This is a genomic window from Georgenia alba, assembly GCF_042665525.1.
GTDB lineage: Bacteria > Actinomycetota > Actinomycetes > Actinomycetales > Actinomycetaceae > Allobogoriella > Allobogoriella alba.
This window is the reverse complement of the sequence record NZ_JBHTCQ010000001.1, coordinates 1,268,104-1,287,699: the sequence shown is the minus strand read 5'-3', so window position 1 is coordinate 1,287,699 and position 19,596 is coordinate 1,268,104. Positions and strand designations below refer to the sequence as shown.

The following is a 19,596-nucleotide window of genomic DNA, read 5'->3' as shown; positions in this document are numbered from 1 at the left end:
TCGCGGTCTCCAGGTTCCGGGCGGCCGAGGCACTGTCAGTACCGATAGCCCATCGACGCGATGGTGGGCGCGAAGAGCTCGGCCACAACGTCCGCATCGGCCGGGGAGAGAGCGTCGTGATAGTCGCGGCGGTCTGAGCGCGTTCCGGCCTTCGCACGGGGAAGATCGAGCTGCTCGGGCAGGCCGATGGCCTGACGCACCGCCTCGAGGTCCTCACGGAGCGCCTCGAAGCGACAGACGCGGTCGGCCTGGACCATCCCGTCGATCGAGTACACCGACGAGTTGCCGGCGACGTGGCGCACCTGCTCCGAACGCACGAACTCGCTGAGGGTCATCTCCAGACCACGGCTGGTACGCCAGTAGTAGGCGGAGATGACGGCGTCCCACGGATTCCGTTCGATCGAGAACTTGTAGTACGTGTCCCAGACACGCTTCCCGACCATCTGCCGCACCTCCGCAGCGGTCATGTGGTGATAGGCGTCACGGCGTCGCCTGCGCTTGAGGAGCAACCGGCCCCAGTCACGCAGCTCGTACCGACGGACCGGAAAGGTGCAGTTCTGCGGGCCACGAGCACCGGCTTGCTCTCGGATCAGCTGGTCCTCGGGTTCGATCGGTGTGATCACATCGTCCGGACCGCAGTAGCGAGACAGAGCAATCTCGACGCTCGTACCAGCGGTCTTCCTGGTCTTGAGGAAGATGAACTTGTACTCGTGGGACACAATCATGCAGGGATGCTAGCCGGGGCTTCAAGACATGCTGCCGAGCCCGCCGGGCGCGCGTCAGGACCTCAACGCCTCCTCGGGTAAGGTGCCGTCGGCCCTGTCGATTGCACACGACGGTCGATCGCACTCTGCAGGATGCGAGGTTCGGTGGATACTCCCCGGGACGTGAAGTCCACAGCGGTCCGATCCACAGGTTGGGTCGTCCTGGAGAAGTGGGTCGGTCGAACGATCACGATGGTGGTCTTCGTCATTCTCGGCAGGGTGCTCGCGCCGGAGGACTTCGGTGTGATCGCGCTGGCCAACGTCTTCGTCGCCGTGCTGACGGCGTTGATCGAACAGGGGTTCTCGCGAACGGTCGTGCAGCGTGCCCGTCTGAGCCCGGTCGACATCGACACGGCGTTCTGGACGGCACTCGGCTTCGCGGCCGTCGTCTACGCAGCGCTGTTCTTCGGCGCACCACTGATTGCGAGCGCCTACGACGAACCTCAGTTGACCTGGCTGATCCGAGCACTCGGACTCAGCGTGGTCATCATGGCCGGCTCGTCAGTGCCGGCCGCCCTCCTCGAGCGATCCTTCGCCTTCCGGGCACTGGCGGTTCGACAGCTCAGCGGCAACATCGCGGGCGGTGCGCTCGCCGTCGGTGTCGCCATCCTCGGCGGAGGTGCCTGGGCGCTCGTGGCGCAACTCCTGGGAACAGCGGTGGTCGCGTCCGCGGTCCTGTGGGTGAGGTCGGACTGGCGACCACGAATGGCCTTCTCGCTGGCGAGCCTGAAGGACATGTGGGCCTTCGGTGCGACGGCCCTCGCCGGCGAGCTCATCCTGGCTGTCGGCCGCCAGACGGACAATTTCGTCATCGGGACGTTCTTCGGATCCACCGCGCTCGGCTACTACTTCATGGCGCTGAGGATCGTGAACATCGTGGCGGAACTTGTCACGGGCGTGTTCGGAAAGGTGAGCTTCACGACCTTCTCTCGCCTCCAGCATGACTCGGCGAAGGTCGAGCGCGCGTTCCGCATGGTCACACTGGGTACTGCACTCTCCAGCCTCCCCGTGTTCGCGTTTCTCGCGTGCGCGGCTCCCGACCTCCTCACCGTGGTGATGGGTGAGAAGTGGGCCGACAGCGGCGTGATCCTCACCATCCTGGCCACTGGCATGGCGATCGGGATCGTCGCGCGCTATGACCGTGGGGTCCTCCTCGCACTGAACAAGCCGGGTCCCGGCTTCCGTATGACGTTCACCCGGCAGGGGATGGGCATACTGCTCTTGTTCGCTGCGGTTCCGTTCGGGGTCGGCGCAGTCCCGTGGGCACGGTCCGCCCGTCAGGTGCTGTTCTGGCCGATGCGCTTCTACTCCCTGAAGAAGCACGCCGGAATCGCCTGGCCGACGTACGTCAAGCCCTTCGCGCGAGTTGCCCTTCCGGTCGCGCTCGCCGCCGGCGCGACGTTCGCGGTGCGGCTGATGCTGGGCGACATGGCGGCGTTGACACGCCTGCTTCTGCTCGGGGTCGTCTTCGCCGCCAGCCTCGCCGTGCTCATGCTGATCCTCGCGAGACCGCTGCTCAGGGAAGCAGTGGGCGTCCTCAACTCGACCCGCAAGGGGCCGAAGCCGCGCGACTGAAGCTGTGCCCGTCGCGTTCCGGCACCGGACGGGCCCACCAGGGCGTCCCCCCGCGAGCCGCGGTGATCAGATGCGGTACCCGAGGCGCTCCAGCAGTGCGGGCGGCAGGGCACGTCCGTCGTCGAGGTCGCGGGGGTCAAGGTCCGCCCGCCACCGCTCTTCGGCGTAGTACGCCTGGATGTCCGCCGTCGAACGTGCATCGGGTTTGACGCTGCGCTCCGGCACCTCGAGGCCGGCCACCTCGTGCCCGAGCTCGCCCAGCGCACGGCGCAGGGTCTCCGCGGGATCAGCGACGAGGTCCTCGAACCGCAGCACGAGCAGCACACCGGCGTCCTGCAGCTCGAGGTAACGCTCGGTCTTCATGCGCCAGACGTCGACGAGGCGCTCGGGGCGAGACGGAAGTCGCTCGCGCCTCAGCTTCCTGTGCACGAGATTGCCGCGCACCGCGAAGTGGTAGGGGTTGTTCCGGAGCGAGGCGAGCCAGGCCAGCGGATGCTTCGTCAGGGCAAGCGTCACGATCCCGCGCCGCCGAATCCGAGAGACGGTGACGTCGTCGATGTAGGCGTGCTTCCAACCAAGTGTCGCCGGGCGGCGAATCTCGTCCCAGGCATCCAGGACGACCTCGCGAGCGGGCCGGGTCTTCAACGCGATCCGGCGCACCGTCGGTGGGGCACCAGCAGGGAGGACGCTGACCCCGTCGGCGTTCTGGAGGATCCGAGCGGCAAGGTTCGTACCGCAGTTGCGTTCACCGAAGACCTTGACCGTCAACGAGTCAGCACTCGAACTACTCGCTACCACTTCATGCCCCTCCCACAGCCTGCTGGCTGCCGACGAACTCCATCACGCCACCTGACACCCTCCGCCTGGCCACTACTTGCCACGCCCACCGGGCACCAGCCGCAACGAACGAGCGAGCCGACGCCCGGCTCGGCGCACCAGGCCGGCGCTGTGCGGGTCCGATCCGGCAGCGAGAGCGAGACAGTCCTGAACGTATCTCGACTTCCACTCACGGTTGGTCTCGCCACGTTGCTTCGAGACGAGCCCCTCCCCCTGCGGCGCTCCGAACTCGATCCCGTCGACGACCGAGAGCGGGTCCTGACCGTCCGCCGTCATCCGTTCGTACGTCGTCGTCCGGGCGTCGAACCCGGTGACCGCGCAGAACGCCTCGATCATCGCGGTCTGACGCGCGATGTCTTCGAGCTTACGGGTGATGTGGTCCGGGTCGTATCGAGGTGTGGCGACAGGCGAGAAGTGGCGGCTCCATTGGCGAGTCTGCTCGGCGATCGCCATCGAGACCGCCTGGGCGAGCTTGTCCTCGCGCTCGACTCGTACGACCTGGACCTCCAGGTCGGTCAGATGGTCGAGGAACTGCAAGAACACCGGGAGCTGCGATCCGTGCACGTTGACGCCGAGCACTCCGTTGTCGCCCGCTCTGCGCGACCGGAGCTGCGCCACATAGCGTGGAACGTCGAGCACTCCGGCCGGGCTCAGGCACGCCCACCGTTCAGCCAGGATCGGGAGGTAGTACCGCGCGTTGAAGTACTCGTGGGTGACGAAGCCGCCCCGAAGGCGAAGCTGATCGCACAGGAAGGTGCTGCCGCTCCGTTGCGTGCTCAGCACGACAAGGAGCTTCTCCGGCCGACCGCCGTCTCGGTCGAACTGTCGATCGACGAAGTCTTGGGTCGGCATCCTGGCTTTCGCGAACTCGAGGTCACGCGAGTTGAATGTCAGGCTCGTGCGGCCGTCACGGATGTCTACACGCACTCTTCTGCCCTCGGTTCAGCGCCACAGATCGACCGGAAAAGCCCTCAGGAGCTCGTCCTTGTCGATCACCGGACTCGGCTGGGGATGCTTCGCGGCGTCACGCGGGTCGTCGAAGACGTCGAACTGCTCACGCCCGGTCCCGCGGTAGTAGTCGTCGTACTTGAACAGGTCCTCCTTGCCGGGGCGCAGGAGCGATGCGGGCTTGCCCAACGACTCTGCCACGACGATGCCGTGCAGTGACGACCCGACCACCACCTCGCTCGCCGCTATGGTCCTGAGACACTCCCCGAGTGGACGCGTCGGGTTCAGATAGTTGAAGCCTGCACGCCTCGGTACGTGACGCCAGTCGTGCAGGTTCGGCACCACCGTGACGCGATGTGCGGGCTCGAGCGTGCGCAGCTCCGGGAACAGCTCGGAGACGAGGATGCCTGGATCGCCGAAGATCGCCGGACATGGCACGCCCTTCGACAGCAGCACTTCTCGCGTCCTCGGCCCGCGGACGGCGCGGACGTCCAGGTCGGTGGCCCCGAGCTGGTCCGACGGCGCGACCTTGCCATTGACGCCGGAGCCCCAGACGACGGCTCCCGGACGCGCGAAGTGCAGGACCGAGCCCACCGAGAGGAGCTGGCCCGCATGCGCGGCCTGGCCGGTCACGCCGAGGACCTCGCGAACCTTGGAGACGATGGCGGGCCCCAGCAGGTCTCCGAAGTTGTTGACCCGGCGCCGCACGGGGACGAGCCTCCCCAACCGCCCTGGGACGACGGGGCGGCGCGGGTTCCAGGCGAAGATCTCGAGCGCCTCAGCTGTTCCTCGACTCATCAGGCAGGCCCCCTCCTTCCCGCACCAGGTCCCGCCGCCGGGCGCCCAGGATCGGGCACGACGCCGTGTCCCCACAACGTGGTGGCGGGAACCTGGCGCACCTTCGCTGCAGCGTCGTTGACGCCGTAGGAGAGTGTCGCCACGCCGTCGTGGACGTCGAGCCCGGAGAAGTACGTCGCGAACCACAGGTGGCGGTTCCTTCGCGGCCGTGAACCGAGCATGGTCCGCAGGTTGTGGCTGAGGAGCTGCGGACCGACTGTGACCGCACGGCTGCCGTCCTCACTGTTCGGAGCGATGTACACGGGCCGTCCGAAGTAGCCACGGAAAGCTCTGTGCCCCACGCGCTGATGGGCCACCAGCGCCAAACCGCCCTGCAGCGCGACAGGCTGCGTACCGATCGTCATGGCAGTCGCCGAGCCGTTCGGGGTCGAACTGGTGACCGTCGCGGTCACGGACGACTTGTCCGGCTCAGGGGGGTCGAACTGCAGAACGGTCAGCGGCTCCAGCTCGTAGATGGCACACAGCTGACCACCGGCCCCTTCGAAGAAGCCCCAGTTCTTCTCGACGTCACGGCGCCCGTCGTAGACGCATCTCATCGGTCGTCCGAGATGAGGGCGGAGCTGCATGATGTAGATGTCGTTGCGCCCCCCGGACCAGCCGGTGTTGAAGGTCACCCATACGCCGCCCGAGAACTGGAACAGCTTGGGGTCCGCCACATTCGGGATGCCGTGCTCGGCTCCGACCGCGCTCAAGTCGACGAGGTCGGTCTGCCCGAGGCTCTCCCGATCGAACACCGCCACGAGGGCGGCCACCTCTCCGGTCCGCTCCCTGGAAGCACGGACGGCGGCGACGGTCTCGCCTCGGAAGGACCTGACACTGGGGTTGAACGTGTATCGACCGAGCTTCTGGACGGCAGCACAGACGGCTTCACTCTGGCTGGTGACCCACGAGTCGGTTCTGACAAGCCGCATCTGTCGTTCTTCCCACTTTCCGGACAACAATCCCGTACCAGCTGGTGGAGGGACCTTCGTGTCCCGCCGGGCGCCCTGGGTCGGTCAGGGCCTGCCCAGAGCTCGGTAGGTCCATCCGGCGTCGCGCCAGGCCTGAGGGTTCAACACATTGCGGCCGTCGAGGATCCGCTTGCTTCGGACGCGCTTGCCGAACGTCACCGGATCGAGGTCACGGAACTGCTTCCACTCGGTCAGGAGCAGGACGACGTCAGCCCCTTGCGCCGCCTCATCAGCCGAATCGGCGAACTTGAGGGTCGGCCACACCTTCCCAGCGTTCTCGTTCGCCTCCGGGTCAGTCACGACGACGTCTGCTCCCTGCAGCTGGAGCTGGGCGGCGACATTGAGTGCCGGCGAGTCCCGGACATCGTCGGAGTCGGGCTTGAAGGCGGCGCCGAGCACCGCGATGCGACGCCCGACGACAGATCCGCCGGAGACCTCGCGGGCCAGGTCGACCATCCGCACACGGCGCCGCATGTTGATGGAGTCCACCTCCGCCAGGAAGCTCAGCGCCTGGTCCGCCCCGAGCTCTCCCGCGCGGGCCATGAACGCCCGGATGTCCTTCGGCAGGCAACCACCACCGAACCCGAGCCCAGCGTTGAGGAACTTCCGGCCGATGCGGACATCCATCCCGATCGCGTCCGCGAGTGCGGTGACATCTGCCCCTGTCGCCTCGCACAGCTCCGCCATGGCGTTGATGAAGGAGATCTTCGTTGCGAGGAACGAGTTGGCCGCGACCTTGACCAGCTCCGCCGTCGCGTGGTCGGTGACGAGTTTCGGTACGCCTTCGGCCAGTGGGGCGGCGTAGACCTCGTCCAGCAGCGCCTCGGCCCGCTCGGCGTCACCGCCGACGCCGTCGCGAGGGACTCCGTAGACGATCCGGTCGGGGTGCAGGGTGTCCTGGACGGCCAACCCCTCGCGCAAGAACTCGGGGTTCCACGCCAGGCTCGCCTTGGGCTGCACCGCCGCGAGCCGCTCGGCGAGACGTCGCGCCGTACCGACGGGCACGGTGGACTTGCCGGCCACGAGACTCCCCGGCGCGAGATGCGGGGCGAGCGCCGCGACGGCCTGGTCGACGTATGTCAGGTCCGCCGCGTACCCGTCCTTACGCTGGGGCGTACCGACGCAGATGAAGTGCACCGCAGCGTCGGCGACCTCAGCGGTGTCCGTGGTGAAGGACAGCCGCCCCGACCCGACAGACTCACGGAGAAGCTCCGGCAGGCCGGGTTCGAAGAAGGGAGCCTCCGCTGCGGCGAGTGACTCGACCTTGGCGGGGTCGGTGTCCACGCCCACGACATCGTGCCCCAGCTTCGCCATCGACGCCGCGTGCACAGCACCGAGGTACCCGCACCCGATGACAGAGATTCGCACGATCTGCTCCTCGTGTCGGTGACCGGCCGAGCCGAGCATGCCACACCGACCGCCGCCCTCGACAAAAATCGTCGGGCGCGACGCCTTGCCGCGACGACGGCGTCACGTCCGCCCTCCCGCCCGGGCCACGAGTACGCGTACCGTGCCGGACCTTTGGGCGACCGGCCGCGCGCTCACCTAACGTAAGCACCGGGCACCGGCATCGCGCGAAGACGGTGACCGACCACGTTCGTTCGACGATCGAGGTTGCATGCTCGAGGAGGCTGGGTAGGGCCACGTATGGCGGAAAACGACTCGGACGACACCCCGGCACGAAGGCTCACGCGACGCCGCCTGCTGCGTCTCGGTGGGCTGGCGCTCGTCGGGGCGGCCACCGGTCTGGGCACGCCCATGCTGTTGGGCTCGTGCGACGAGTCACCGGACGAGTTCTCCGCTCTCAGGTCCCGCTGGTTGGGCCTTCTCACCGGCGGCGACGAGGTCGACCTGACCTCGCGGGCAGTCGTCGCCGCGCTCGACAGGATCGATTCCGCCGCCCGGAGCCACCTCGAGACGCTTGATCCGACGGGCAGGTTCCTCTGGCCCGACCTGCCGTTCGACGGCGACGACCTCGAGCGCTCGATCGACATACGGCGCACCTTCGAGAGGATCGACGCCATCGCCCTGGCCTTCGCCACGCGCGGTTCCCGCTTCGAGGGAGACGCTGCTGTCGCCGAACGCCTCGTTCGGGGCCTGGACTGGATGTGCGAGCACCGCTACCACGGTGGTCTCGAGCAGACCGGCAACTGGTACAACTGGCAGATCGGTGCGCCGATGCGGCTGACATCGGCATCTTTGCTGCTGCACGAGGTCTTGGACGAGGACCGCATCCAGCGCTACATGGACGCCGTCGACGCGTTCTGCCCGGAGCCGGCGCTCACCGGCGCCAACCGGATCTGGACCTCCAGGGTCGTCGCCCAGCGCGCCGCGCTCGCGAATGACGACGCGAAGCTCGTCCTGGCGCGTGACGGCATCGCCCCGGCACTTCGCCTGGTCACCTCGGGCGACGGCTTCTACGCGGACGGCTCCTTCATCCAGCACGAGAACCACCCGTACACCGGCGGATACGGGCTGGGGATCCTCGTCTCGGCCTCGTGGCTGCTGACTCTCCTGGATGGCTCGCCGTGGCAGTTTCGCGGCTCCGAGCTCGACAACCTCTTCACGTGGGCGCGCGAGGGGATGGAACCCTGGCTCCACAAGGGCTCGCTGCTCAGCCCTGTCCGCGGACGCTACATCGCACGCCAGGGCAACCAGGACCATGCTGCTGGCCACGATGCGGTTCGTGCCCTCATGCGGCTCGCCTCGCTCGCTCCGCCGGACCTGGCGCGTGACTTCGCCGGGCTCGTCAGACACACCGTGGACGAAGACCGGTTCACTGACCTGCTGGAGACCACTCCGATCGCCGACCTCGCCCAGGTCGGCGAGCTCGCTTCGGGCCCGGCGGTCCGGTCACGTGCAACGACGCCGATGACGAGGCTCTTCCCGATGATGGACCGGTTCGTGCACCGGCGACCGGGCTTCACCTTCGCGCTTGCCATGTCCTCCTCGCGGATCGCGACCTACGAGACCGTGGGCGGTGAGAACGTCCGTGGTTGGCACACCGGCAGTGGCGCCACATACGTCTACAACGACGATCTCGGGCACTACGACGACCACTACTGGCCGACCGTCGACCTCACCCGCCTCCCGGGAACGACGGCGGCCGCCGAAGAACCGTCGGTGTCCTACGGTCACGGCCACATCAGCGACCGCGACTGGGTCGGAGGTGCCATTCTCGAGGACGCCGCAGCCATCGGCATGGACTTCAAGGCGTACGTCTCGGGCGGTTCGGACAGTGGCCTCACCGCCAAGAAGTCGTGGTTCGTGCTCGGTGACGAGGTTGCCGCACTCGGCGCAGGCATCGCCTCGGCAACCGGCCAGCAGATCCAGACGACGGTCGAGAACCGCAAGCTGCAGGATCCCTCCGTCCAGGAGCTGCGCGTCGACGGGCAGGCCCTCCCGGCCGGCACGGAGCGCATGTTCGCCCGTGCCCGCTGGGCACACGTCTCCGGTCCGGGGGAAGGCACCGACATCGGGTACGTCTTTCCCGGCCGAGCAGACGTCCGTGCACGTCGCGAGTCCCGGACGGGCGCCTGGTCACACATCAACTACTCGGCCCAGCACCGGGACGACACGCCGCACACGCGGGACTACGCGACGCTCTGGTTCGACCATGGGCAGGATCCGACGGAGGCCGCGTACAGCTACATCGTGCTTCCCGGTGTGCGGGCGGCCGCAGCAGCGGCCTATGCCCAGGACCCGGCAGTCGAGGTGCTCACCAACAGCACGTACGTGCAGTCGGTACGTCGTGGCGACGTCGTCGCGGCGAACTTCTGGCGAGACGGGGCACCCACGGTAGCGGGCATCACCTGTCACGGCGCTGCCTCGATCCTGCTCGTCCGGCAGGACGAGTTGCTGACGCTTGCCGTCTCGGACCCCACCCAGAAGAGAGAGGATCCGCTGCGGATCAATCTCGGTGACAAGGGGGCGAGCGTGTCGTCACGGGACCCGCGGGTTGACGTCGAGCGTCTGACCCCCGGCATCACGCTCGCCGTCGACCTTGCCGGGGCTCGCGGACGCACGTCGGTCGTGTCGTTGCGTCTTGTCTGAGCGTCCCGGGCCTCAGTAGGCGCCGTCGGGCCGCAGCACTGCCCGGATGGTCTTGAGGATGAGGATGATGTCCCCGCTGATCGACCAGTTCTCGACGTAGCGCAGGTCGAGGCGGACGCTCTCGTCGACGGACAGGCTGGACCGCCCGCTCACCTGCCAGAGTCCTGTGATACCCGGCTTGGTGAGGAGCCGGCGATGCACGTGCTCCTCGTACTGCTCCACCTCTCGCGCCACCTGCGGCCGCGGTCCCACCACACTCATGCTGCCCACGAGCACGTCCCAGAACTGCGGGAGCTCGTCGATCGAGTACTTGCGCAGGAAGGCGCCCACCCGCGTCACGCGTGGGTCGTTCTCCAGCTTGAAGAGGAGCGCTCGGCCGCCGTGCTGGGCGATGAGGTCAGCCATACGCGCTTCCGCGTCGACAGCCATCGTGCGGAACTTGTGGATCGTGAACGGCCGCCCGTTCTGGCCGATCCGTTCCTGCGTGAACAGCACAGGGCCACGGTCGTCGAGCTTGATCGCGATCGCGACGACCGCGAAGAGCGGAAGGAGCAGGAGCAGGGCGATCCCCGCGAACACGATGTCCATCGCGCGCTTCGCCACGACGTTCACACCGCTGTACTGCGGGAGATCGACGTGCACCATCGGCAGACCGTCGATGGGGCTGATGTGCGTCCGAGGACCGGCCACGTCGGTCAGGCGAGACACCATGATCATCTCGACGGCCGAGTTCTCCAGGTCCCATGCGAGCTGGCGGATCTGGCTCCGCGGCATGCTGCCTGCGATCATCACCGCGGCGATCCGAGGGTCGTTCGCCAACGACGGGATGTCCGCGCGGGCGATGCGGGGGAGAACTTCCAGCATCGGGTCGGCCCGGTACTCCTCGCTCTCCGACCCGACGAGCGCGACCGCCACCGGCTTGTAGCCGGACTCCGGATGCCGGCGGAGCTGGTGGAGGGTGTGCTCGACCTCTGCCTGGTCACCGATGACCACCGCTCCGGTCATCGCCCGCCCCTGCTTGCGCAGCGATGTCAGCACCATGCGCCAGCCCAGGCGCCCGCAGAGCAGCAGCAGAACACCGACGGGGAGCGCCACCACGAAGTAGAAGCGCGAGAACTCCATCTCGAGCAGGTAGGAGGTCACCGCGACGAGGCCGAACGTCGCGAAGGTCGCGCTGAGCACGCGCCGGTACTCCTCGAGTCCGGCGCCGATGACACGCTTGCTCCTGGAGTCAGTCGCGGTCAGCGCGACGACCCAGATCAGCTCGATGACGAGGCCGGCGACGCCGTAGTCGATCGCGAACGGCCCGGCGACGACGTTGCCGTACACCGAACCGAACCTGGTGTGCTGCGCGATGAGGAGCGCAGCCACGATCATCACCAGATCGGTCACGAAGATCGCGTACCGATACTTGTCGAACCACGGCGCTGCGACGACGCGACCCTCCGGCACTTCGGCCAAGAGGTCGCCCGGCTCGAGACGGCTTTCGGTAGTCGCCACCCGGTCGGCTCCCCACTCTCCCCGCTTGGTTCCGGCTCGACCGATGGTAGTGGGCGTCTGCGTTATCACATAGGCCGTGAGGGTGTGAGCGTTCTGGCACTCTCTTCGTCGAGCTCGTCAGGCCGTCTCGCTGACCTGTCGCGCGTCGTCGGCCGCCAGCTCGTCCCTGACTCGTTCGCGCGCCGTGCGCTCGGCCTCCCGCGCGGATCTCTCCCGGGGTCCCGTCACAGTCACGTGCGGCCGGTGTCGCAGCGAGTAGCGCACCTCGATGTGCCACGTGCGCTTCACCCACACGGCGGCTATGACGGCGATCACCACCGACGCGAGCCCGCCCGCCGCGACCGCCCAGCGGGCCGAGAAGGCCTCGGCGATCCAGCCGATGATCGGCGCCCCGATCGGCGTGGTGCCCATGACCACCATCATGTAGAGCGCCATGACGCGCCCGCGCATCGCCGGTTCCGTGGACATCTGCACCGTAGTGTTCGCGGCGGTGAGCATCGTCAGTGAGAAGAACCCGACGGGGATGCACAGCAGGGCGTAGAGCTCGTAGACGGGCATCACCGACTGCAGGATCATCGCCGCACCGAAGGCCAGGGCGGCGGCGACGACGATCCGCACGCGTGGCTCCCGACGGCGGGCCGCCATGAGGGCGCCGGCCAACGATCCGACCGCGAGAATGGAACCCAGCACCCCGTACTCGCCCGCGCCCAGGCCGAAGGCCTCACGGGCCATCACGGCGCTCGTCATCTGGAAGTTCAGACCGAAGGCGCCCACGACGCCGACGACCACCAGGATGACGACGATGTCGCTCCGGCGGCGGACGTAGGCCACTCCGGCCCGGACCTGTCCCCTCCCCCGGCTGGTGTGGGGCATGGCCTGCAGCTCCGAGGACCGCATGAGCATCAGTGCGGCGATGGTCGCGGCGAACGTGACCGCGTTGATGATGAAGACCCAGCCAGGGCCGACGGCCGCCATCAGGAGGCCTGCGAGGCCCGGGCCGACCAGTCGCGCCGCGTTGAAGGACGTCGAGTTCAGCCCGACGGCGTTCGGCATGTCCTTGGTGGGGACGAGCTCCGCGACGAACGTCTGCCGGACCGGCGCGTCGAGCGCCGAGAAGACCCCGAGCAGCAGCGCGAACACGTACACGTGCCACAGCTCGGCCCGGTCACTGAGGACGAGGGCTCCCAGCCCGGCGGCGAGGATGCCCATGCCTCCCTGGGTGAACACGAGGAGCTTTCGCCGCGGCAGCCGGTCGGCCAGCAGCCCGGCGTACGGGCTCAGGAGCAGGATCGGGAGGAACTGCAGGCCCGTCACCACCCCGACCGCGAAGCCGGAGTCGTCGGTGAGCTGGGTGAGGACCAGCCAGTCCTGGGCGACTCGCTGCATCCAGGTGCCGATGTTCGCCACCAGGGCGCCGACGAACCACAGCCGGTAGTTGAAGTAGCGCAGGGAGTAGAACGTCCGGCTCACTGCTCGACCATCCTTCGCAGGATGGTGGCGGCCTGTGCGATGGTCTGCCGCTCGGCGGCGGTAAGCCTCGCGAGCCGCTTGTCGAGCCAGGCGGTGCGCCGCCGCTTGATCTCCTTCACGAGGGCTCGACCGTCATCGGTGATGTGGACGACGACCGACCTCTTGTCGTCAGAGTCCTGGCGCCGGACCACGAGCCCGCGCTCCTCGAGAGAGGCGACCGTCCGTGTCATCGACGGGCGCTGGACGTGGTCGTGCTCCGCGAGCTTGCCGGGAGTCATCGGACCGAGATGGAAGAGCGCGGAGAGCACCGAGTGCTGGGCCTCGCTGACCTCCAGCGTCGACTCGTTCCGCAGCCGTCGTGACAGACGCAGGACAGCGATGCGGAGGTTCGTCGCGAGGTCCTGCCGGCGTTCGCCGGGGCGCTGTGGACCGTGTTCGGAGGAGGCAGACATCTGCCCCCAGTCTAGATGGTTAGGCTCGCTAATTACCAGGGGTAATCAAGTCGCCTGCCTCACACGGCCGCACCCTGGTCGCAGGGTGGCCGGTGACGGTCAGCCGCCCGGGGACTCGACCGTCGAGTCGAGCAGGTTGAGCTCTTGGGCAGCCCACGGGTAGACCCACGTGAACAGGACCGCGACCACCGCGGCCACCAGGATGAGTGCCTCGATCGCCTTGAACCATCGCGGTCCTGGCAACAGTCGCCAGATCAACCCGTACATCAGGGTCCCTCCTGAAGTGCCTCAGGCATGTCTCGGCTCGGTCCGTACCACTCCACGAGCTCGCCGTGGATGATCCACCGCTCGCGGGTGCTCCACAGCGGGTGGCACGTGGTGAGCGTGATGAGCCGCTCCGAAGGCTCGGCATCCGGATCCCCGGGCACCGGAGCGACCACCTCGACCTGGTCGGGCGTCACGACGTAGCTCTCGGACACCTCGTAGACCATCCATGCATCGCGAGTCTGGACGATCATGCGGTCGCCGTTCTCGAGCTGGTCGACCTTGTGGAACGCTGCGCCGTAGGTCTGCCGATGGCCGGCGAGAGCAAAGTTCCCGATGTCACCGGGCATGGCGGTGTCCGGATAGTGCGCAGCTCCCCCCTGGTTGAGGACGGCGAGCTCGTTCTCCGGATTGCCCTCACGGATGGTCCGCGCGTAGCCCTCACCCCACCTCGGCACGTACAGCGTGCCGATGGTCTCCCCGACGCCGGGCGCCTCCATGACAGGCGGCGGGCCGGTCCGCGGACCGGGCTCCGGCTCGTCCGTCGGCTCCTCGATGGTGTCCTGGAAGTCCTCGACCGCCTGCCGGTCACCCCGGGAGGACTCGAAGTCCGTCCAGAAGAGCTGCCACACCACGAACAGCCCGAGCAGCAGCCCCGCGGTGACGAGCAACTCACCAAGGGCCCCGATCGCCCGAACGACCGGTCCCCCACGACGCCTCCTCGACCGCCTCCCGCGAGAGGTGCGCGCCGAACGGGTTGCCACAACGCTGCTCATGGCACGTCAGCGGAAGAGCGCGTAGAGCAGGATCGCCGTCGCAACGATCATGACGCCGAGCGCGACGTACTCGACGCGCCGCCAGAAACGCACGCGCTCGCTGTGGGTCTTTCGGGTACGTGCCATGCGGTCATCATCCCAGATGGCCATGCCACTCGCTACAACCCGACCGTGCGTCATTCATCTCACACGACGGTGTTTCGTTACCGCCACGTAAACACTCCCACCTGCGGAGACAAATTGGCCTCTTATTGAATACGGTCCGGCAATTACGCACCGCTGCGGACGGCGCACGATCCTGAGACGGCAACGAACGGTTCGAGAACTCACACACGGTCGGGCGTGCCATCGTCCACGAACTCGTTCGTGACCTGCCCCACGACGCGGTGCAGATCGTCACCGCGCCGGTACAGCTTGTCGTGTGCAAGAAGCTGCGGGTAGCGCGAGAAGAACTGGGCCGCACCGTGGAACTCCATGAGCCACGGTCGGAAACGGAACCTGGTGGTCTCTCGCGCCCAGCCGTGCGTCCATCGCACACCGCCGTGCAGGACCACCGGAACCCCATGCCGCCATGCCCTCAGACCGAGGTCGTGGTCCTCGTAGTAGACGAAGAATCGCTCGTCCCAGCCCCCGAGCGCATCGAATGTCGACCGCTTGCCGAAAACGGCCGCCCCCATCCCCCAAGCGACCAAGCGGTCCTCCCGAGCGCCGGCCACGATCCGATAGCCGTCCCGGGGACGGCTCGATCGGTTGAGCAGCTTCCGCAGCACGGTCGGAACACCCCGTCCGTTCGGCTGCACCTTCCCGTCGGCCTCGAGCAGCTGGGGCACGACCAGGTGCTCCCGCCCTCGCTCCAGGTGCGCGGCCAGGACCGGGAGATCGGACACCACGACACTGAGGTCCGGGTTCACGAACCCGATGTATCGCGCCCTGCTCGAGCGCAACCCGACATTGTTCGCGGCCGAGAAGCCTCGGTTGTCGGGCAGCTCGATCACGCGGGCACCGAGCTCGTGGGCGACGGCCACGGAGTCGTCGGTCGACGCGTTGTCAACGACGACCCACTCGGTACCGGGTGGGAACCGAACGCCACCATGGAACCGCCGAAGTGCTTCCTCGCTGTTGTAGGTCACGGTGACGAGCGACCACTCGAGCGCCCCGCTCATCGCCGGTCTCCGGCGGACCGAGCGATCTCCTCATCGGCCCGAGCAGCCTGCGCGGACTGCGGGGTCTGTCGCCTGTCCCCTCCACGCGCAAGGCGGAGGGCGTCCCGGTACACGCTCGCGGTCGCACGCGCGAGGGTGCTCCAGTCTCGCGCCGACAGATCCGGTTTGTCCCCGGCGGATTGGGTCGACGCCAGGGCGCGCACGAGATCGTCGGACGTGAGCCGGTCCGTGTACGTCTGCACCCACCGCGGCCCCACCTCGGAGGCCAGCTCACGATTCAGCGTGTTCTCGGGCACCAGGACCGGCCGATCCAACGAAAGTGCCAGGAGCAATGCCCCGGAGTTGTGCATCTCGCGATATGGCAGCACGACCAGCTGAGACTCGCGGATGGCCGCCTCGAGATCGTCATCTGGTACGCGCCTGAGGTCGACTGCGATCCTGGCGTCCTGGTGCGCTCGGCGACGAACCTCCTCACCGTAGGCTGCGGTCATCGGCCGGCCGGCCACCTGTAGCGAGAGGTCCGGGTCGGGAAGTCCGCGGAATGCGTCGATGAGCTCCTCGACCCCCTTGTACGGACGGATGTGACCGAAGAAGAGCACGCGGCCGGGTGTCGGCTCGACCAGCCGGTCGGTGTACAGATCGCGGTAGTGCCCGTGCGCGATCGTCGCGACGTTGGGATGGCGTGGGACCGGCGTCTCGTTGTTGAGGCGAATCCACCCGGTTGTCCGTCGCGCCAGTGCAGACTCGAGGACGGCTTCCAGCCTGTCTCCGGGCTCGTGCGGTTGCGGGTTGTGAACGGTCCTGACGACCGCCGCCCGACTGAGCGTCGTACGAGCGATGAGTGCACCGAACAGCGCCCTCTTGGCGATGCGTCCCAACAGCTTCGGGTGGCGGAAGAAGCGCTCCGGCCAGTGGACGTGCAGCACGTCGAACCGGCCCGCGAGAGCGCGCGACCATGTGAAGTAGCGCGCGTCGACATCGCCGGGCATATGGGCGATCAGCAATGCGGCGTACGGGTTCCCCCCTTGCTCAGGCGGCCAGGCGACCTGCAGAACACGGACTGGTCCCTTCCGCCGAGCGTGCTGCCTGCGATTCATAGCTCCCTCATCATCGACCTTGGACGGCCACCGGGCGCAAGCGCTAGCCTCAGCATCGCGCGGTGCCGGAATCTCTCGGGTGCCGGGCACGCACCTAGGTCCGGAGGCGCATCGTTGCCCGAGATCCATCTGCCGACTCGGCTCCTTCTCCGACCGGAACATCCCTCGGCCGCGATGCTTCGACCATCAGGATTGCGAGAGTCGCGAAGAAGAAAATCTCGTTGTGGCTGCTGTAGAGGGTCGTGACCGCCACAAATCCGACGAGAAGCAGCGCAAGCGTGATCTCGTTGCGACGTAGAAGTCCGACCAGCAACCACAGCAGGAGCGCGAAATAAAGGATCGCGACAGGAAAGGGGAACTCGACGAAGACCGAGGCGTGCGCCGAATGCATCGGGGCCGTTCCGTCGACAATCGCCGCGATCCCACCACCACCACGCAGGTCCGAGATGTCGACGTCACTTCGATAAACCGTGCCCGCATACCCTCCGGGTGTCACCCCGAACAAGAAGTTCATGAGGTTCTCGAACTTGACCTGCAAGCCGTAGGAGATCAGCAGCAGGTGCGACTCGGTCGACGACTGCGCACTGGCCGACGCCTCCGGCCCGATTCGCGTGAACACATGGAACGAGTCCCAGTTCGCCCGCAGGATCGCGATCACCGCACCGACACCGAGGGCGAGGGTCGTGTGGCACAGATAGACCTTGAGCGGAGTGTCCGCGAGTCGGCGCTGGCGCCGGTACTCGAACATGAACGCAAGGGCAAAGAACGGTGCGGCCAACAGGGGCAGTCGTGACGCCGTGAGCAGGGAGAGCAGGACGAACCCACCCGACAACGGAAGCTTCAAGGGGCTGTGCAGCAGCCGCAGGCACAAGAAGGCCAGCACGACGCAGGCCACGGCACCGTGCGACTTGTCGTCGAAGCCGAGGTCGGTCCATGCCAAGCCACCGGCGACGTCCAGGACGCCCTGCGCGGCGAGATATGCGAAGACCGGGACGATCGTCTTCCGCACGGCCCGCTCCGCCACATCCGCGAGATCCGCCATCTGCGTCGCGCGGTACCAGACCACCAGATACGTGCACGTCGCGAGAAAGAACGCCGTGTGCTGCGGCTGGAACTGATAGCCATAGGTGTTGTACACCGAGAACGCGGCCACGAGAACGCCGCCGACGGCGAGGAGCACCCACGCGACATCCTTGGGACGCACGGCACGGGGGAACGCCACGAGCAGGGCGACCAAGGAGATCACCTGGGCGATGTTCGAGTAGGCGAAGCGTCCGGCGATCTTCTGGCTGAGGAACATCCCCACGAACAGGGCGATCAGCGAGATCGCGGTCCAACGGGCCTCGCGGCGGGTCGGTTCCCGTCCCGCATCCTCAGTGTCACCGGGCGCGGACTCGCTTCGCGTCGGCTGCTGAGCGACGTCGAGCGCAGTCATCGGTCAGCGACGTTGGGCGAGCGGCTGACCGGGCCAGGTCGACCGGGCCGACGTCTCGGCAACCGTACGGTTGGGACGCCCGTTGATGCTCCCGTCCTCCGGCTCGTTGTACTCGCCGTAGGTGTAGTAGTACTTGCCGCGCTCGCGGCGCTCCACCTTGTTCAGCACCACACCGAGGACGTGCGCGTCCACCCGTTCGAGAGCGTCCATGGATTCCCGAAGCTGCGCCTTGTGGATGCGGTCGGCACCCGCGATCACCAGTGCGCCGCCGGTGAGCTTGCTCAGCACGGCCGCGTCTGTCACCGGCAGCAACGGAGGACTGTCGATGATGACGTGGTCGTACGCCGCGGTCAGCTGCGCCAGCAGGGTGGACATGGCCCGAGAGCCGAGCAGCTCGCTCGGATTCGGTGGGATCTGCCCTGAAGGAAGGACGTGCAACGTCGGGCTCTCGCCCTGGTGGACGACCTCATCCAGCTCAGCACGCCCGATGAGGACCGTCGTGAGACCCGCCCTGCTCTCGATGCCGAGATACTCACCGATCGACGGCTTACGGAGGTCGGCATCGATGAGGATGACCTTTGCACCCGCATCGGCCATGGAGATCGCGACGTTGATCGCGGTGGTGCTCTTACCCTCGCCCGGCACGGACGACGTCACGACGATCGAGTTGGGCCGGTCGTTCAGGTTGACGAACTGGAGGTTCGTCCGCAGTCGCCTGATCGCCTCGGCGCGCTGTCCGCGCGGGTCGTCGTGCATGAACACGGGGTGCCCGGTCCCGGTGTCCTCGAAGGCGATGTTTCCGATGACCGTGGCGTCGGTGACCTGGGCGATGTCCTTGTCGACACGAATCTTCGTGTCCAGCGTCTCGCGCAGCACGGCGAGGCCGATGCCGAGCAGCACACCCATACCGACCCCGAGACCCAGGTTCAACGGGATGTTCGGCGATGCGGCACGGCCCGGGACACTCGCGGGACTGAGCACGGTCGCCGCGACCGCGTCCTCGCCCTCGGAGTTCTGCGGCGCGAGCTCGGCCACGACGTCGACCAGATGGTCGGCGACCGAGTCGGCGAGCTCGGCGGCACGCTCGGGATCAGAGCTGGTCGCCGTGATGTCAAGGATCAGAGCGCTACCAGGCCTGGAGACGTCGATCGACCCGGCAAGAGCGTTCGCGTTCGTGTCGAGTCCGAGCTCCTCGATGACCGGGTCCAGCACCATCGGTGACTTGGCGACCTCGGAGTACGAGCTCAGCTGCTGATCGGCGAAGTTCGTGCCCTGGGTCATCTCACCGATGGAGTCACCGGTGTTGACCGTGAAGAACATCCGCGTGGCGGTGTGATACGTCGGGACCGCCATCAGGGAGGCGAGCGCACCGGCTGCGAGGCCGGCCACCGCGAGAAGAACCACGGTGATCCAGCGCTTCCGTAGCACGCTCAGGTACTCGGTGAGTTCCAACG

17 protein-coding genes are annotated in these 19,596 nt (G+C 67.3%); 2 read left to right on the top strand and 15 right to left on the bottom strand.

The window, feature by feature from the left end; translation table 11 throughout:
• Positions 1 to 35 precede the first annotated feature (35 nt).
• On the bottom strand, positions 36 to 725 hold the full coding sequence (locus tag ACFQQL_RS06030) for a sulfotransferase family 2 domain-containing protein (RefSeq protein WP_382392269.1): 690 nt from the start codon (positions 723 to 725) through the stop codon (positions 36 to 38).
• A gap of 132 nt (positions 726 to 857) precedes the next feature.
• Between ACFQQL_RS06030 and ACFQQL_RS06025 the strand changes: the two genes are divergently transcribed.
• Positions 858 to 2,339, top strand: coding sequence for a lipopolysaccharide biosynthesis protein (locus ACFQQL_RS06025; protein ID WP_382392267.1), 1,482 nt, complete (start codon positions 858 to 860; stop codon positions 2,337 to 2,339).
• 66 nt (positions 2,340 to 2,405) lie between these two features.
• On the opposite strand, the gene ACFQQL_RS06020 is transcribed toward ACFQQL_RS06025, so the two are convergent.
• From ACFQQL_RS06020 to ACFQQL_RS06000, 5 genes are all read right to left on the bottom strand, one after another.
• Positions 2,406 to 3,107 (bottom strand): hypothetical protein, encoded by a 702-nt coding sequence (locus tag ACFQQL_RS06020; RefSeq protein ID WP_382392265.1) that lies wholly within the window; start codon positions 3,105 to 3,107, stop codon positions 2,406 to 2,408.
• A 102-nt stretch (positions 3,108 to 3,209) separates the two neighbouring features.
• Positions 3,210 to 3,959, bottom strand: a complete 750-nt coding sequence (locus ACFQQL_RS06015; protein WP_382392263.1) for a Stf0 family sulfotransferase — start codon at positions 3,957 to 3,959, stop codon at positions 3,210 to 3,212.
• Between the two features lie 159 nt (positions 3,960 to 4,118).
• Positions 4,119 to 4,922 carry a polysaccharide pyruvyl transferase family protein gene (locus tag ACFQQL_RS06010; RefSeq protein ID WP_382392261.1) on the bottom strand — a complete coding sequence of 268 codons (804 nt, stop codon included), beginning with the start codon at positions 4,920 to 4,922 and terminating at the stop codon, positions 4,119 to 4,121.
• The gene (locus tag ACFQQL_RS06005) at positions 4,922 to 5,722 is read right to left on the bottom strand and encodes a hypothetical protein (protein WP_382392259.1); all 801 of its coding nucleotides are present in this window, start codon (positions 5,720 to 5,722) and stop codon (positions 4,922 to 4,924) included. The genes ACFQQL_RS06010 and ACFQQL_RS06005 overlap by 1 nt, the downstream gene beginning before the upstream one ends.
• Positions 5,723 to 5,977: 255 nt before the next feature.
• The gene (locus tag ACFQQL_RS06000) at positions 5,978 to 7,300 is read right to left on the bottom strand and encodes a UDP-glucose dehydrogenase family protein (protein ID WP_382392257.1); all 1,323 of its coding nucleotides are present in this window, start codon (positions 7,298 to 7,300) and stop codon (positions 5,978 to 5,980) included.
• Positions 7,301 to 7,579: 279 nt separating this feature from the next.
• Here ACFQQL_RS06000 and ACFQQL_RS05995 point away from each other — a divergent pair, with 279 nt between their 5' ends.
• Positions 7,580 to 9,985, top strand: coding sequence for a polysaccharide lyase 8 family protein (locus tag ACFQQL_RS05995; protein WP_382392255.1), 2,406 nt, complete (start codon positions 7,580 to 7,582; stop codon positions 9,983 to 9,985).
• A 12-nt stretch (positions 9,986 to 9,997) separates the two neighbouring features.
• Here ACFQQL_RS05995 and ACFQQL_RS05990 read toward each other — a convergent pair whose 3' ends face one another.
• The 9 genes from ACFQQL_RS05990 to ACFQQL_RS05950 all read right to left on the bottom strand — a co-directional run bounded on the left by ACFQQL_RS05990 (position 9,998) and on the right by ACFQQL_RS05950 (position 19,594).
• Positions 9,998 to 11,485, bottom strand: coding sequence for a sugar transferase (locus ACFQQL_RS05990; RefSeq protein WP_382392253.1), 1,488 nt, complete (start codon positions 11,483 to 11,485; stop codon positions 9,998 to 10,000).
• Between the two features lie 117 nt (positions 11,486 to 11,602).
• Complete coding sequence (locus tag ACFQQL_RS05985; RefSeq protein ID WP_382392251.1) at positions 11,603 to 12,955, bottom strand: MFS transporter; 1,353 nt, start codon at positions 12,953 to 12,955, stop codon at positions 11,603 to 11,605.
• Complete coding sequence (locus tag ACFQQL_RS05980; protein ID WP_382392249.1) at positions 12,952 to 13,407, bottom strand: MarR family winged helix-turn-helix transcriptional regulator; 456 nt, start codon at positions 13,405 to 13,407, stop codon at positions 12,952 to 12,954. Before ACFQQL_RS05980 ends, ACFQQL_RS05985 begins: the two co-directional genes overlap by 4 nt.
• Positions 13,408 to 13,506: 99 nt before the next feature.
• Complete coding sequence (locus tag ACFQQL_RS05975; protein ID WP_382392247.1) at positions 13,507 to 13,674, bottom strand: hypothetical protein; 168 nt, start codon at positions 13,672 to 13,674, stop codon at positions 13,507 to 13,509.
• Positions 13,674 to 14,447 carry a class E sortase gene (locus ACFQQL_RS05970; RefSeq protein WP_382392245.1) on the bottom strand — a complete coding sequence of 258 codons (774 nt, stop codon included), beginning with the start codon at positions 14,445 to 14,447 and terminating at the stop codon, positions 13,674 to 13,676. Before ACFQQL_RS05970 ends, ACFQQL_RS05975 begins: the two co-directional genes overlap by 1 nt.
• Before the next feature lie 326 nt (positions 14,448 to 14,773).
• Complete coding sequence (locus ACFQQL_RS05965) at positions 14,774 to 15,610, bottom strand: glycosyltransferase (protein ID WP_382392243.1); 837 nt, start codon at positions 15,608 to 15,610, stop codon at positions 14,774 to 14,776.
• Positions 15,607 to 16,707, bottom strand: a complete 1,101-nt coding sequence (locus tag ACFQQL_RS05960; RefSeq protein ID WP_382392241.1) for a glycosyltransferase — start codon at positions 16,705 to 16,707, stop codon at positions 15,607 to 15,609. Before ACFQQL_RS05960 ends, ACFQQL_RS05965 begins: the two co-directional genes overlap by 4 nt.
• 94 nt (positions 16,708 to 16,801) lie before the next feature.
• Complete coding sequence (locus ACFQQL_RS05955; RefSeq protein WP_382392239.1) at positions 16,802 to 18,142, bottom strand: hypothetical protein; 1,341 nt, start codon at positions 18,140 to 18,142, stop codon at positions 16,802 to 16,804.
• A gap of 3 nt (positions 18,143 to 18,145) precedes the next feature.
• Positions 18,146 to 19,594: a tyrosine-protein kinase domain-containing protein gene (locus tag ACFQQL_RS05950; RefSeq protein WP_382392237.1), complete on the bottom strand. Its 1,449-nt coding sequence runs from the start codon at positions 19,592 to 19,594 to the stop codon at positions 18,146 to 18,148.
• Positions 19,595 to 19,596 lie beyond the last annotated feature (2 nt).

Excerpts from the sequence above, each read along its gene's own strand:
- ACFQQL_RS06030 (WP_382392269.1), bottom strand. The coding sequence starts at position 725 with ATGATTGTGTCCCACGAGTACAAGTTCATCTTCCTCAAGACCAGGAAG.
- ACFQQL_RS06025 (WP_382392267.1), top strand. The coding sequence starts at position 858 with ATGCGAGGTTCGGTGGATACTCCCCGGGACGTGAAGTCCACAGCGGTC.
- ACFQQL_RS06010 (WP_382392261.1), bottom strand. The coding sequence starts at position 4,922 with ATGAGTCGAGGAACAGCTGAGGCGCTCGAGATCTTCGCCTGGAACCCG.
- ACFQQL_RS05995 (WP_382392255.1), top strand. The coding sequence starts at position 7,580 with ATGGCGGAAAACGACTCGGACGACACCCCGGCACGAAGGCTCACGCGA.
- ACFQQL_RS05980 (WP_382392249.1), bottom strand. The coding sequence starts at position 13,407 with ATGTCTGCCTCCTCCGAACACGGTCCACAGCGCCCCGGCGAACGCCGG.
- ACFQQL_RS05975 (WP_382392247.1), bottom strand. The coding sequence starts at position 13,674 with ATGTACGGGTTGATCTGGCGACTGTTGCCAGGACCGCGATGGTTCAAG.
- ACFQQL_RS05970 (WP_382392245.1), bottom strand. The coding sequence starts at position 14,447 with ATGAGCAGCGTTGTGGCAACCCGTTCGGCGCGCACCTCTCGCGGGAGG.
- ACFQQL_RS05965 (WP_382392243.1), bottom strand. The coding sequence starts at position 15,610 with ATGAGCGGGGCGCTCGAGTGGTCGCTCGTCACCGTGACCTACAACAGC.
- ACFQQL_RS05960 (WP_382392241.1), bottom strand. The coding sequence starts at position 16,707 with ATGAATCGCAGGCAGCACGCTCGGCGGAAGGGACCAGTCCGTGTTCTG.
- ACFQQL_RS05955 (WP_382392239.1), bottom strand. The coding sequence starts at position 18,142 with ATGACTGCGCTCGACGTCGCTCAGCAGCCGACGCGAAGCGAGTCCGCG.